This window comes from Variovorax sp. W2I14, from assembly GCF_050435205.1.
Classification (GTDB): Bacteria; Pseudomonadota; Gammaproteobacteria; order Burkholderiales; family Burkholderiaceae_C; genus Variovorax; species Variovorax paradoxus_C.
Window position 1 is genome coordinate 4,329,502 of the sequence record NZ_JBNDJX010000001.1, and the last position, 13,971, is coordinate 4,343,472.

Below are 13,971 nucleotides of genomic sequence, written 5' to 3' on the forward strand. Positions count from 1 at the left end.
CGCGGCCCCGCGGAGGCTGCAGCAGATTTCGTCGATTTACACGCGGGGGGAGACTGATGTTCGCTATCGGTTGGTCGAAGTCGCTGTCGAGTGCAGCGCTGATGTGTCTGGTTCTTTCGGGCTGCGGTGGCGGCGGTGGGGGCTCAGGCGGTTCGGTTGGAATTTCCTCCGGAGGAGGTGGCCTTGGCAAGGTGACCGGGGCCGATGCGGAGTTTTCCTCGCCGGCGCTCCAGGCGCTGAGTGACGAGCCGGCTCCTTCGTTCTCGGCGCAGATCGGCGACAACGCCGGCCCCGATCTGTCCGGTGCCCAAGCCCGGCTCGATGCCCCGGATCCTCGAAATGGCAGCTACGTGGTCTATGCGGCCAACGGGACACAGCTGACCCTGTCCGTGGACATGAACGCGAAGCGTTATGTGATGACCGATCCGGAAGGTCAATCGGCATCGGGCGCGTTTGCCGAGGATTTCACCGAGCCCGGCACCTACGTCTTCGACACCACGCGCGCGCCCTCCGCCGTGAATATGGCGCGTTTTCGCATCACCGCCGATGCCGCGGTCGGCCAGTTTCCGTTTGCGAACGCTTATTCGACCCCCGCAACCTACGCGGTGCAGCCCTTTGTCGCGGCGCGGACTTTCGTGACGGCCGGCGCGGCGCTGGATGGCGTCTACAACCGCCTGGGAATCAGCCATAACCGCAACGGCACCACCGACTCGCAAGCCGTGCCGCTGCGCATCTCCGGCACGGGCACGCTGCTCGAGATGTGCTTTGACAACACGATCTACACGATCGACGCCTGTCCCACGGGGTCGAAGCGCGCCTATTCGCTGGCCGTCGACGCCAGCTCGAAGTGGACCGGCACCAACGTCACCAACCCCGACGACAAGCTCGGGTTCCGCGTGACCCGCATCAATGGTCAGAACGTCTACCTGTCGGCCGGCGCCACCACGGCCGATCCCGACACCCAGGTCTTCCGCCTGGCCGTGCCGGAGTCGTCCAACTGGCCGGCCGTCACAACGCGCGGGGGCTCCACGGTAGGCACCTGGGGCACGACGACCCTGAACACTACCACCTACCTGCGCGCAGCCTCGTATGCGGACGACAACTACAAGACGCTGAACGTGCCCGTCAGCCCGCTGGCATCGGGCCCCGCAGGCATCCGGGTGTTGACCAACGGCACCGAGAAGTACCACGTCGTGCAGGGCGCCGGGCTGGCGATCGTGACCGGTTTCCGCACCATCGAGAGCACCGTGGGCTACATCGCCCTCGGCCTCGTCGACAGCCGGGCGCCCGGCGACTCGCGCAATGGTCGCTACAAGGTCTTCACCACCAATGGCACGCAGCAGACGTTGCGTATCAACCTGGACACGAAGCGCTACGAAATGATCGACAACGCGGGCGCGACCGTGGCCGGGGCGATTGCGGACGACGCCGCGGAAGCGGGCACGTATATCTTCGCAACAGGCCGGGTCGCCAACACTCCCTACAACACGGCACGTTTCCGGGTCTCCGGCGATGCGGTCGTCGGTGGGTTCCCGTTCGCGGTGACGCTCTCGAATCCGGTGACCTACGCGGCGCAGCCGTTCATTGCGGCCCGGACCTTCGTGACCCGCGCCGCAGATCTGGACGGCACCTACAACCAGTTGGCCGTGACGCGCAACGCCGCCGGCGCGGACTCCTCCATCACGACGCTCAAGCTCCAGGGTGCGGGCACGGGCATGGTCCTGTGCTACAGCAACGCCATCTCGGCCATCGATGCGTGCCCCAGCGGATCCCAGATCGCGTATTCGGTCAACTGGGACGCCGCCAATGCGCGCTGGCAGGCGATCCGGCTCGACAACCCGGATCCGAACCAGGGCCAGATCTTCCATATGGCCCGCATCGGCGGCCAGAACATCCAGCTGCGCGGTGCATTCGGCGCCAGCGCGATCTTCCGCATCGGATTGCCCGAGTCCGCATCGTGGCCCTCGGTCACGGCGCACGGCCACTCCACCGATGGCGCATGGGGTTCTTCCGTGCTGAATGCCAACCTGAACCAGCGCACGATCACCAGCGGGAATGGCGTCACCGGAACGCTGAGCTTACCCGTGAGCATGATCGCCGGCCCGATGGCACTGCGCGCCGTGAACGGCGACGGAACCAACAGGTACTTCGAGGCCCGTTCGACCAGCCTCAGCGTGCTGGTCGGCGCGCGTACCAACATCAACACGCAGGGCTACATCCAGCTCAACCTGGTGGATTGAAAAAGAAGGCTGCGAAAAAGAGACCTAGCTGCCCGTCGACGCGTAGCGGCGCAACCCCAACCGCCACACGCCGAAGGCAGCCGCCAGGAACACGAAGCCCGTGGCCGGCGAGACGATGCCGACCCACCCCGGTGCGCCGAGCGGGTCGGCCTTCCCCAGGATCACCAGCGCCGGGTAATAAGCCACGCAGGCCAGCGGCACCACAAAAGTCAGCACCCGGCGGAACCACCGCGCATACAGCGCCAGCGGGTACTGCGCCGCCTGCACGCCGCCGTAGGTGAGCACGTTGGCGATCTCCAGGCTCTCGACGGTCCAGAACGAGAGCGTGCCCTGCAGCACCAGGATGCCGAGGAAGAGCGCGACGCCGCCGGCCAGCGCGAACAGCGCGATCGCCACCGTGGCTGACCTCCATTCGATGTCCGCCTGCTGCGTCGCAAACGTCACGACGGCCAGGCCCTGCAGCAGGCGGCCCGCGCGACTGATGCGGAAGTCGTTGCCCATCAACTGCAGCGTCAGCGGGCGCGGACGCAGCAGCAAGCGGTCGAAGGCGCCGGTGCGCAGGAACTCGGTGCCGAGCACGTCGAAGCCGCGGCCCAGGGCGTCGGCCAGCGCGAACATGCAGTTGACCAGTCCATAGAACAGCGCCACCTCGCCGATCCGCCAACCCTGCACTTCGCCGAAGCGGTGGAACAGCGCCCAGACGGCGACCACCTCGATGCCGGTGCCGAGGAACTGGCCGACGGTCAGCATCAGCGCCGAGGCGGGATAGCGCGCCTGGCCGCCGATGGAGGCGCGCACGAGGCGGAAGAAAAGTGGAAGCGAGCCCATATCTCGGTCAGCCGCCCTGGATCTGAAGGCTGCGCATCGTGCGGCCCATCGCGAAGCGTCCCGCGGCGACGAGCACTGCAATCCAGAAGCACTGCAGCGCCAGCGCGGCCATCGCATGCCAGCCACTCAACTGACCGAAGTAGAGCCGCGCGGGAATGTCCATCAGCCCGGCCAGCGGCTGGACCAACAGCACCGTCTGCCAGGCGTCCGGCAGCAAGGCGAGCGGCAGCAGGTTGCCCGACAGCACGATGACCACGGGCGTCGCCACCGCGCTGATGCCGCGCTCGTTGAGCGCAGCGGTGGCCGCCACGTTGAGCAGCATCACCATCGATGCCGACAGAAGCAGCGCCAGCACCGTGGACACGAGGAACGCGAGCCCCGCCGCCGCGCTCGCTGGAAGTTGCCAGGCCCACTCGCCCAACCCCGCCAGCGGCAACGCGACCGCGGCGAACGCAGCCATCAGCGCCACCCGCGGCAGCACGCGCGCGGCGATCCATCCGGCGCTGCGCGCGAACCACAGCCCATAGGCGTCCACCGGGCGGAGCCGGTCGTAGGCGACCGCGCCGGTGCGCACGGCCTGCGCCACTTCCGGGTCGCTGAGCCAGGGCAGCAGCACGAGCAGCCCCTGCGCGAGCCACGTGTAGGTGATGGCATCCGCGAGCGACATCGGCGAACTCGCGCCCGCGATGGCCGTGCCGCCATAGAAGGCAGCGAACACCATCACCTTGATGCCGCCCCACCAGCACTGCGTCGCGAAACCCGCGAGCGCGGCCGTGCGGTACTGCAGCATCTGCAGGAAGCGCGAGGCGAAGGCCGCGATGTAGGGGCGTGCGAGGGTCCGCAGCTTCATCGTCACGTTTCGGCCGCTCCGTGCATCGCATAGAAGCGCGCGATCACCGCCTCGATCGCCATGCCTTCGAGGCGGATGTCTTCCACCGCATGCTCGGCGGCGATGCGCGCGATCAGCGCCGGCGCGGTGGTCACCGAAGGATCGAAGTCGAGCACCAGCGTCTGCCCCTCGCGTGCGCGCACCGTGGCGCCGGGCACCTGCGCGGGCAATGCGGCGTCCTGCGCGAAGTCGACGATCAACCGGCGCTCGGCCATCACCTGTGCGCGCAATGCCTCGACCGGGCTGTCGGCCAACACGCGGCCGTGGCCGATGACGATCACGCGCTGGGCCAGCGCCTCGATGTCGTGCATGTCGTGCGTGGTGAGCAGCACCGTCGTGCCGCGCTCGCGGTTGGCACGGCGCACGAAGTCGCGGACCGCGAGCTTCGATGGCGCATCCAGGCCGATGGTCGGCTCGTCGAGGAAGAGGATGTCGGGCTCGTGCAGCAGCGCCGCCGCGATTTCGGCGCGCATGCGCTGGCCCAGCGAGAGCTGGCGCACCGGCTGGTCGAGCACGCGCTCCAGGTGCAGCAGCGCGACGAGTTCGTCCCGCGTCTTGCGATAGCGCTGCGGATCGACGCGGTAGATGTCGCGCAAGAGGTCGAAGCCATCGCCCACGGGCAGGTCCCACCACAGCTGCGTGCGCTGGCCGAAGACAACGCCGATGCGCCCGACGTGGCGCTCGCGGTCGGCGAAGGGATCGCGGCCGTCGACCTCCACACGCCCGCCGTCGGGCCGCAGGATGCCCGCGAGGATCTTGATGATGGTCGACTTGCCCGCGCCGTTCGGCCCGATGAAGCCGAGCAGCTCGCCGCGCTGCAACTCGAAGGACACGCCCGACAGCGCCTCCACCGTGCGATGCCGGCGCTGCACGAGGCCGCGCAGCGCGCCCATCACGCCCGGGTCGCGCTCGGAAATACGGTAGGTCTTGAGGAGTCGGTCGACGAGGATGTGGGGCATGGGAAAGAGCCGCGCCGGCGGGGAAGGCGCGGCGGGGGCGGGATGCTACACGAAAGCGCCGGTACGATCTCGGGCTCTCCAGAGATTCATCCCTCATGTCGCCTTCGTCGTCTCCGCCTCCCCTGCCCGCCTCGCCCACTCACCTGCTGCCGCTCGACCGCTGGGCAGCATCGGCGCGAAGTGCACTCGTCGGCGTGTTCACGGACATCGACGACACGCTCACCACCGACGGCGCGATCACGGCCGATGCACTGCAGGCGCTCGGCGACCTGAAGGCGGCCGGCTTCGCCATCGTGGCGATCACGGGCCGGCCGGTCGGCTGGAGCCTGCCCTTCGTCAACACCTGGCCGCTCGATGCGATCGTGGCGGAGAACGGCGCGGTGGCGCTGCTGCCCACGGCCGATGGGCAGATCGAAAAGCGCTACCAGCAGGATGCGCCCACGCGCGCCGCCAACTTCGCGCGCATGCAGGCGGTGCTCGCACGCATCGAGCGCGAGATTCCGGGTGCGCAGCGCGCCACCGATTCGGCGGGCCGCGAGACCGACATCGCGATTGACCACAGCGAGTTCGTGCAGCTGAGCGAGGAGACCATCGCGCACGTCGTCGCGCTGATGCGCAGCGAAGGCATGCACGCCACGGTGAGCAGCATCCACATCAACGGCTGGTACGGCGACAACGACAAGCTCGAGGGCGCCCGCTGGATCGTGCGCGAGCTCTGGGGCCGCGCGCTCGACGACGAACTCGATCACTGGGCCTACGTGGGTGATTCCACCAATGACCAGCTGATGTTCCGCACCTTCGCCGGCAGCATCGGCGTGGCGAACGTCGCGCGCTTCGTGCCGCAGCTGGAGCACCTGCCGCGCTACGTGACGGCCGGTGAGCGCGGCGTGGGCTTTGCCGAAGCGGCGCGCGCGATTCTTTCCGCGCGCGCTACTCGCTGACCGGCAGGCTGCGCGCGTTGCCGCGCAGCGCCGCCCATTGCCGCCAGATGCCGAAGGCCGCGATCAGCAGCAGCACGGCCGCGTAGCCTTCCACCGTGTTCAGCAGGCCGAGCGGCTTCACCAGGAAGCCCGCGAGCATCGCCGGCAGGCTGAACGCGAGGTAGCAGACCACGAAGATGGCGGCAAAGAGCTCGCCGCGCTCGTGCGAATCAGCGAGCGGCGCCAGCGTCTGCACCAGCGCCGAGAACGCACCGCCGAAGCCCAAACCCGCAATCGCGGTGCCGACGAAGAACAGCGCGAGCGACTTCGTCGCCAGCGACGCCAGCAGCAGCACGAGGCCGACCGCGATGCTGGCCGCACCGAAGACGACGGTACGCGGCGCAGGGAACCGGCCGAGCAAGGTCGGCGCGAGCGCGCCGAAGCCCGAGAGCACCGCCACCGTGAGACCGTTGACCACGCCGTTGTCGATGTGGAACACATGCAGCATCAGCGATGGTGCGAGCGACAGATAAAGGCCACCGAGCGCCCACACCGCGATGAACACCGGCAGCCCGCGCACGAAGTCGGCCCGTGCCCGCACGGGAATCGAGACGCGCGGCACCAGCGAAGCCAGCGCACCGGGGCGCGGCGTGACCGTCTCGGGCATCCACAGCACCACGGCCGCGCCGACCGCGAACACCACGGCCAGCACGCCGAACACCAGCGTCACCGGTTGGGCGGTGAACTTCACCGCGATGCCAGTCAAGAAAGCTCCCACCGCGAGCCCCGCAAGGGGCGACACGCTCGTGATCATTGCGCCCAGGCGCTTGCGCGATGCCGGTGCCGCCTCGACCACCGCCGCGCTCAGCGCGCCGCTCGCGATGCCCGTGGCCACGCCCTGCACGACGCGCGCGCCGATCAGCCCGGCGATGTCCTCTGCCAGTACGAAGAGCCCCATGGCGATCGCCTGCAGCACCAACGCTCCGAGCACCACCGGCCGCCGGCCGATGTGGTCCGACAGCGAACCAGCCACCAGCAGCGAGATCAACAGCGCGATCGCGTAGATCGCGAATGCCACCGTGAGCATCGACGCCGAGAAGCCCCAGGCATGCTGGAACACGACGAACAGCGGCGTGGGCGCGGCGGCGGCGAAGAAAAAGGCGAAGAGCACCGCAGCCAGCAGCGGAAAACCGACCGCCGCCGGCAAGCGCCAGGGCTTGGAACGCGCAGCGACGTCAGCGGTGGCAACGGCGAGTTCAGGGCAGGAGGAAGGCATTGAAGATCCTTAACGCAACTTTTTTAGCTTTTGTGATTCTAGACCTGCATCTCCGCTAAAGCAAACATCTTTGCGTTAAAGTCCATCCATGAACGATGCTGTCCTTCCCAACAAACGTCCCGGCGGCCGCAGCGCCCAGGTGCAGGCGCTGGTGCGCACCGCCCTCGAACAACTGGTGGCCGAAGAGGGGCGCGAGCGTGTCACCGTGCCGGCGGTGGCCGAGCGCGCAGGCGTCAGCGCCTCCAGCATCTACCGGCGATGGGGGGATTTGTCAGGTCTTCTGGCCGAGACGGCCACGCACCGGCTCGACCCGAACCGGCCGCTGCCGGACACCGGCAACCTCCGCAAGGACCTGACGGCGTGGGCGCAGGAACTCATCACGCACCTCGCGCAGCCCTGCAGCAAGTCATTGCTGAAAGCCGCGGCCGCGCTCGCCACGGGCGATGCGGACACGGATTGCCTGCGCAACCGCCGCAAGGAAGCGCTGACGCTGGTCGCGCAGGCGCAAGCCCGCGGCGAGCCGGCGCCCGAGGCGGAACAGGTGATCGATCACGTGATTGCGCCGATCGTGTTCCGGCTGGTGTTCGGGGCGGAGCCGGTGAAGCAGGAATTGGCGGATCGGCTGGTGGGGGAGCTGTTTGCGATCATGGACAGGGCTAATTAACGCCCGTTAATAGCTCGCCAAGCGCATTGGCCATGTCGATTGGCTCGACACATCGTACGGACATGTTTAAAAAATCAAATTAAATCGACACGTTTTATGGCCATGTCGACATCATCAACATGGCAGTCACTCCACCAACTCGGCAAAAAGTGCATCGTTGATGTAGTACTTTTCGCGTCCGCGCTTGCTTTCACGCAAGACGCCGAGCTTGGCCAACGCCTGAAGGTAGCCTGAGGCCGTTTGCCGCTTGGCAATGCCGGCGTCCACCAGGAACTGAATCTTGGTGTACGGGTGCCTGAAGATCACCTCGATCAAGTCCTTGCTGTAGACGCCAGGCGCCTCGCGCTGCACGCGTTCACGAACCTGCTCCATCAGGTCGCGGATGCGGTTGACTTGATCGAAGGTCTGCTGAGCAGTGCTTTCGACAGCACGCAGCATGAACAGCAGCCAGTTTTCCCAGTCCTGCGATTCCGTCACGCGACGCAGCCCGTCGTAGTAGTCCGCCTTGTTCGCGATGATGTAGCGCGACAAGAACAGCACGGGAATGTCCAGCAACCCCTTGTCGACCAGAAAGAGCAGATTCAGGATGCGGCCCGTGCGCCCATTCCCATCAGGAAAAGGGTGGATCGCCTCGAACTGGTAGTGCATCACCGCCATCTTCAGCAACGGGTCCAGATCGTCTTCAGCATGGATGAATTTCTCGAGATTCGCCAGCTTGTTGCGAATGACGGCCTCGCCGACCGGTGGCGTGTAGATCACCTCGCCGCGTCCGTTCTTCAAGGCGGTGCCGGGGACGGCCCGCACATCGAATTCGATCTGCTTGATGCGCTGGGCGATTTCAATGAACAGGTTGGTCGCCAGCGGGCGCGTCTTCAGCGCATCGAAGCCGTGATAGAGCGCCTCGCGGTAGCGCAAGACCTCCTTGGTCTGCGCGTCGGTGTTGCCGTCGGCATCGGCATCGGCCCGGTAGAGCTCGTCGTTGGTCGTGACGATGTTCTCGATTTCCGAAGACAACCGCGCCTCTTGCAGCACGACGCTGCTGATCAGCACCGCCTGATTCGGAATCTGCGCGGCCAGCCCCCGCAAATTGGCCAGTACGCGGTTGGCACCGATCGCCTGCTTGAGCACCACCTTGCTTTCGAGTTCGAAGGCGGGCGGCAGCAGAGGAAGGTCATTGAACGGCTGGTTTCGGTCGAACGTCATTTGGCGCCGCCGAGGGCGGACATGTATAGAAAAGGCCGATTTTTATACATGTCTCATTGGACATGTTTAAAAAATTGCATTTTTTAAACATGAACCGTGCGCTATTGACGGATCAAGAGCCCTTTGCCAACCCCAACTTCTCAATAACCACCTTCTCCTTCACCACCGTGTCCTGCGCGAACTTGGTGTACTGCGCCGAGCTCATGTAGTTCGGCAGCATGTCGTAGCGGCCGAGCGAGGCCACGTAGCTCGGCTCTTCCATCGCCTGCTTGAACGCGTCGTGCAGCTTCTTCACCACCTCGGGCGACGTGCCCTTGGGCGCGCCGATGCCGAAGGGCGAGTTCTGCACCACGTCGTAACCCAGTTCCTTGAGCGTGGGCGCATCGGGGAACTTGGCCAGGCGTTTGTCGCCCCAGGTGTTCAGCACGCGCAGCTTGCCGGCCTCGACCTGCGGCGCGAAGCCGGTGCTGTCGGCTGCGGCCATCAACTGCCCGCTGACCACCGCGAGCATCAGGTCTGCGCTGCCCTTGTAGGGCACGTGCTGCAGCTCGATGCCGGCCTTCTGCGCAATGATTTCGGTCGTCAGGTGCGGGCTCGTGAGGTTGCCGGTAGAGCCATAGGTGAGCTTGCCGGGATTGGCCTTGGCATAGGCGACGAAGTCGGCCCAGGTCTTGAACGGGCTGTTTGCCGGCACCACGATGCCGAAGGCGTAGCCGGTGACGTTCAGGACGTAGGTGATGTCCTTGAGCGGGTCCCAGTTGATCTTGGTGGTGTAGCCGAGGCGGAACACGCCCAGCGGAATCTGCGCGACGGTGTAGCCGTCGGGCTGCGCGGTCTGCAGCGCCTGCGCGGGCAGCGTGCCGCCGGCGCCGGGCTTGTTGTCGACGATGACGGGCTGGCCGAGGATCTTGCTTGCGTTGTCGGCAAGCTGGCGCATCGTGATGTCGGTCGGGCCGCCCGCGGGGAACGCGATGACCAGCTTGATCGGCTTGGCGGGGAAAGCCTGGGCAAGCGCCGCCAGCGGGGATACGAGGCCGCACGCGGCGAGCGTGGCGGCACAGAGAAGGGAACGGCGGGACATGGCGGAGGCTCCTGAAACTTGAAGAACCGCGGATTGGGCCTTGCCCCGCCCGATGCGGCAATCGGGGCTCACCCGATGGCTGTCGCCGACGTTCCTCAGCCGGCCGTCTGGCCGAAACCTTCGAGCACGTTCACCGTGTTGACGCCTACTTCGGCCACCGCGTAACCGCCTTCGAACACGAACACCGTCGGTAACCCTGCGCGCGCGAGGTCTTCTCCCATGCGCAGGTAGTCGTCGCTCTTGAGCTTGAAGCCGGAGATCGGATCGCCCTCGAAGGTGTCGACGCCGAGCGAGACCACGAGCGCGCCGGCCTTCACCTTCGCGATGCCGTCGAGCGCCGTCTTGAGCGCAGCGCGCCACGCGGTGAAGTCGGTGCCGCGCGGCAGCGGCAGGTTGTGGTTGAAGCCTTCGCCCTTGCCGGCGCCGCGCTCGTCGGCGTGGCCGAGGTAGTACGGGTAGTCGGTGAACGGATCGCCGTGCAGGCTGGCAAAGTGCACGTCGCTGCGGTCGTAGAAGATGGCTTGCGTGCCGTTGCCGTGGTGGTAGTCGACATCGAGCACCGCCACGCGTTCGATGCCGGCATCGCGCAATGCCTGCGCAGCCACGGCGGCGTTGTTGACGAAGCAGTAGCCGCCGAAGAAATCGACGCCTGCGTGATGGCCCGGAGGCCGCGTCAGCGCGAAGGCCGAGCGCTGGCCGCCAAGCACACGTTGCGTCGCGGTCCAGGCGCACGCCGCGCCCTGCCGCGCCGCGGCCCAGCTGCCGGCAGTGAACGGTGTGCCCGCATCGAAGGAGAACAGCCCCAGGCGCGCCGGAAAGCTCTGCGGCAGCACATCGGTGCGCATGCCGCGCGTCGGCCAGTACGAAGGGAGCGCGTCGCGCGACGCATTCGCTGGATCGAGCGCCACCCACTCGTCCCACGCGCCGGCGATGAAGTCCAGATAGCGCGGCGCATGCACCTTCGCGAGCAGCGCATCGTCGATCGCATCGGGCGACTGCAACGGACCAACTCCTCGCCGCTCCAGCTCATGCTTCACATGGTCGACGCGGGCCGGCACCTCGAAGCAAGGCACCAGCTCGCCACGGAACATTTCGACTTTGCCTTGATGCAGTGCGTGCTGGTCGTTGTAGATGGTGAGCATGAAAAAAGAAGAAGAAAACAGGGTCGGCGTTGCGGATGCGGCCGATCATGCCGCACGCCGCAGCACCGCCCGGCGCCTGCCGGACGCGGTGAGCCCGAACAGGTCCTTCGGGTCGTCGAGCTCCGGCACCAGCGCGATCTTCTGGCCGATGCCGCGCTCGATCGCGAGCTGGTGGATGTAGCGCAGCGCGGTGTAGTCCTCCAGCGCGAAGCCGACCGAATCGACCACCGTGACCTGCTCGGCGCTCTCGCGTCCGGGCACTTCGCCGAGCAGCACCTTCCAGAGCTCGTGCACCGGGAAATCGGCCGCCAGTTGCTGGATCTCGCCCTCGACGCGGGTCTGCGGCTCGTACTCGACGAACACGCGCGCGCGGCGCAGCACGTCGGGGTGCAGCTCGGTCTTGCCGGGCGAATCGCCGCCGACCGCGTTGATGTGCATGCCCGGCTCGATCATCTCGGGCGTGAGCACGGTCGCGTGCCCCTGGTAGGCGGTGATGGTGGTGACGATGTCGGCGCCGCGCACCGCATCGGCCACCGAGCGGGCGCGCACGATCTCCATCGGCGTGCAAGCCGAGAGGTGCCGCACCAGCTTGTCGGTGGCGCGCGGATCGGTGTCGAACACGCGCACTTCCTCGATGCCCAGCAGCGCGTGGAAAGCCAGCGCCTGGAACTCGCTCTGCGAGCCGTTGCCGATCAGTGCGAGGCTGCGCGAATCGGGCCGCGCCAGGGCCTGCGCCGCCATCGCCGAGGTGGCTGCCGTGCGCAGCGCGGTGGTGAGGGTGAGTTCGGACAGCAGCACCGGGTAGCCGGTGTCGACCTCCGCCAGCACGCCGAAGGCCATGACGGTCGGCAGCCCGACCGAGGTGTTGTGCGGATGCCCGTTGACGTACTTGAAGGCGTAGGCGCCATCGTCGGCCACCGGCATCAGCTCGATCACGCCGAGGTGCGAGTGGCTCGCGACGCGCGCCTTCTTGTCGAACTCTCGCCAGCGCAAAAAGTCGTCGCGCAGCGCGTCGGCCAGCGCCTCGAGGAATTGCGGAACGCCGGTTTCATCCACCAGGCGAACCAGGCTGTGGACATCGATGAAGCGGGTCATGGCATGGCTCCTTGCGTAGCCCGGCACGGCGCTTCATCCCCTCGCATGTCGACTCCACCATGGCTGATTCAGGATGCGCCTGCGCCAAGGGTTTGGTCATTCTGCGCCTCGCGGCGACTTCTTGCGAGCCCCCGTCAGTCGTACCTGCGCTCTTCGATGCTGCGCTCCAGAAAGCGCCAGAGCCGCTCGTCCTCGCTGAAGGCCACGTTGAAGCGCAGCCAGCCCGTCGTGCGCGGATTGACCAGGAACAACTGGCCCGGGCCGAGCATGATGCCCTCCGTCGCGGCGCGCCTGGAGAGCTCGGCGCTGTCGGCAATGTCCGGGTGCCGCGCCCACAGATACATGCCGGCCGCGGCTTCATGGAAGAGTTCGAAGCCCAGCCCGTTCAGCCGCCTCGCGACACCGCCCTGCGCCTGCGCGAGCCGGTCGCGCAGCGCCTTCAGATGCTTGCGCCAGCGGCCATCGGTCACGGTGCTGAAGGCCAGGCGCTCGGTGATGTCGGACGAGGTAAGACCCGAGACCATCTTGAGCTGCGCGAGGTCTTCCAGCAGTTCGGGCTGCGCCACCACGAAACCGACGCGGATGTTCGGCGAGATGGTCTTGGAGTAGCTGCTGACGTAGACCACGCGGCGCAACTGGCCGAGGCTTGCGAGCGAGGGCCGCATCGACGCATCCATCTCGGCATAGATGTCGTTCTCGACCAGCGTGAAATCGTGCGCCTGCGCGAGCTGGAGCAGTTGCACCAGTTGCGGCAGCGACGCCATCGAGCAGGTCGGGCTCTGCAGCCGCGGCTGGGTGAAGAAGGCCTTGGGCCGGTGCGTGGCGAGCAGCGCCTCGAGCGCGGGCATGTCGTAGCCCGAAGGAATGCGCGGCACGCCGATGATTTCCACGCCAAGGAAGCGCAGCATGAACATCAGGTTCGGATAGCCCGGATCGTCCACCAGCACCGAATCGCCCGGCTTGAGCAGGCGCCGCGCGACCAGGTCCAGCGCCTGGCTCGATCCCTGGGTCAGCAGGACCTGGCCGGCCTCGACCACGATCTGCTGCTCCGACAGCGCCTCGGCCGTCGCCATGCGCAGCGCCATGTGGCCGAAGGGCAGGCCGTAGCCGCCGATGTCGGCGCCTTCGGAGGCCAGGTGGCGCAGGCTCCGGCGCATGCCGTCTTCGAACAGCCAGTCGTGCGGCAGCCAGCCGCAGCCGGGCTTCAGCGGAAGGTTGCGGTTCTCGAAGATCTGCTGCAGGTACCAGCGGGCGTCGAAGCGGGGGTCCGGCCGCGGTGCGCTGGCCGCGCCGGCGGTGCTCTCTTCGCTGCGCCGCTTGACGAAGAAACCCGCATTGGCGCGCGACACCAGAAGGCCCTGCGCCACCAACCGGTCGTAGGCCTCGACCACCGTGAAGACACTCACGCCATGCGCCGCGGCAAAGGCGCGGATCGACGGCAGCTTGGTGTCGGCCTTGAGCTTCTGCGCGCCGATCAGGCCGCGCAGCCCTTCCACGATCTGGCTCACCAGCGGCGTCGGCTGTTCGGGGCGAAGAATGAGCATCGGGGGTGTCTGCGGCCGTGCGGCCTGCACCATATTGAGGAAAGTATGTACAGGATACAAGACCAGTACAGTCTTCCCGGCGATCACTTCCGGTGTACATGGCTGGATCGATTCGCGCGACCTAGAGTGC

The 13,971-nt window shown here is 66.9% G+C and carries 12 protein-coding genes; 3 read left to right on the top strand and 9 right to left on the bottom strand.

Going from position 1 to position 13,971, the window contains the following annotated elements; translation table 11 throughout:
* Positions 1–191 precede the first annotated feature (191 nt).
* Entirely contained in the window at positions 192–2,240 is a 2,049-nt protein-coding gene (locus QF040_RS20430) for a hypothetical protein (protein ID WP_429612570.1), read from the top strand.
* 24 nt (positions 2,241–2,264) lie between these two features.
* Here the strand turns inward: QF040_RS20430 and QF040_RS20435 are convergent, their stop codons facing one another.
* Genes QF040_RS20435 through QF040_RS20445 form a run of 3 tightly spaced genes read right to left on the bottom strand, consistent with a single transcriptional unit; the run spans position 2,265 to position 4,916 of the window.
* Positions 2,265–3,068, bottom strand: coding sequence for an ABC transporter permease (locus QF040_RS20435; protein WP_429612571.1), 804 nt, complete (start codon positions 3,066–3,068; stop codon positions 2,265–2,267).
* Positions 3,069–3,075: 7 nt separating this feature from the next.
* Positions 3,076–3,918: an ABC transporter permease gene (locus QF040_RS20440; RefSeq protein ID WP_429612572.1), complete on the bottom strand. Its 843-nt coding sequence runs from the start codon at positions 3,916–3,918 to the stop codon at positions 3,076–3,078.
* Between the two features lie 2 nt (positions 3,919–3,920).
* Positions 3,921–4,916 carry an ABC transporter ATP-binding protein gene (locus tag QF040_RS20445; protein WP_429612573.1) on the bottom strand — a complete coding sequence of 332 codons (996 nt, stop codon included), beginning with the start codon at positions 4,914–4,916 and terminating at the stop codon, positions 3,921–3,923.
* Between the two features lie 95 nt (positions 4,917–5,011).
* Between QF040_RS20445 and QF040_RS20450 the strand changes: the two genes are divergently transcribed.
* Positions 5,012–5,857, top strand: a complete 846-nt coding sequence (locus tag QF040_RS20450) for an HAD-IIB family hydrolase (RefSeq protein ID WP_429612574.1) — start codon at positions 5,012–5,014, stop codon at positions 5,855–5,857.
* Here the strand turns inward: QF040_RS20450 and QF040_RS20455 are convergent.
* On the bottom strand, positions 5,847–7,112 hold the full coding sequence (locus tag QF040_RS20455; RefSeq protein WP_429612575.1) for an MFS transporter: 1,266 nt from the start codon (positions 7,110–7,112) through the stop codon (positions 5,847–5,849). The two genes, QF040_RS20450 and QF040_RS20455, sit on opposite strands and share 11 nt — an antisense overlap.
* A gap of 88 nt (positions 7,113–7,200) precedes the next feature.
* Here QF040_RS20455 and QF040_RS20460 point away from each other — a divergent pair, with 88 nt between their 5' ends.
* Positions 7,201–7,776, top strand: a complete 576-nt coding sequence (locus tag QF040_RS20460; protein ID WP_429612576.1) for a TetR/AcrR family transcriptional regulator — start codon at positions 7,201–7,203, stop codon at positions 7,774–7,776.
* Between the two features lie 126 nt (positions 7,777–7,902).
* On the opposite strand, the gene QF040_RS20465 is transcribed toward QF040_RS20460, so the two are convergent.
* The 5 genes from QF040_RS20465 to QF040_RS20485 all read right to left on the bottom strand — a co-directional run bounded on the left by QF040_RS20465 (position 7,903) and on the right by QF040_RS20485 (position 13,841).
* A complete protein-coding gene (locus QF040_RS20465; protein WP_307501399.1) occupies positions 7,903–8,979 on the bottom strand; it encodes a Fic family protein in 1,077 nt (358 codons plus the stop codon).
* A gap of 112 nt (positions 8,980–9,091) precedes the next feature.
* Positions 9,092–10,060 carry a Bug family tripartite tricarboxylate transporter substrate binding protein gene (locus QF040_RS20470; protein WP_429612577.1) on the bottom strand — a complete coding sequence of 323 codons (969 nt, stop codon included), beginning with the start codon at positions 10,058–10,060 and terminating at the stop codon, positions 9,092–9,094.
* A 95-nt stretch (positions 10,061–10,155) separates the two neighbouring features.
* Entirely contained in the window at positions 10,156–11,202 is a 1,047-nt protein-coding gene (locus tag QF040_RS20475) for a histone deacetylase family protein (RefSeq protein ID WP_429612578.1), read from the bottom strand.
* A 45-nt stretch (positions 11,203–11,247) separates the two neighbouring features.
* Positions 11,248–12,297: an ornithine cyclodeaminase gene (locus tag QF040_RS20480; protein ID WP_429612579.1), complete on the bottom strand. Its 1,050-nt coding sequence runs from the start codon at positions 12,295–12,297 to the stop codon at positions 11,248–11,250.
* 134 nt (positions 12,298–12,431) lie between these two features.
* A complete protein-coding gene (locus QF040_RS20485; RefSeq protein ID WP_429612580.1) occupies positions 12,432–13,841 on the bottom strand; it encodes a PLP-dependent aminotransferase family protein in 1,410 nt (469 codons plus the stop codon).
* Between the last annotated feature and the right edge of the window lie 130 nt (positions 13,842–13,971).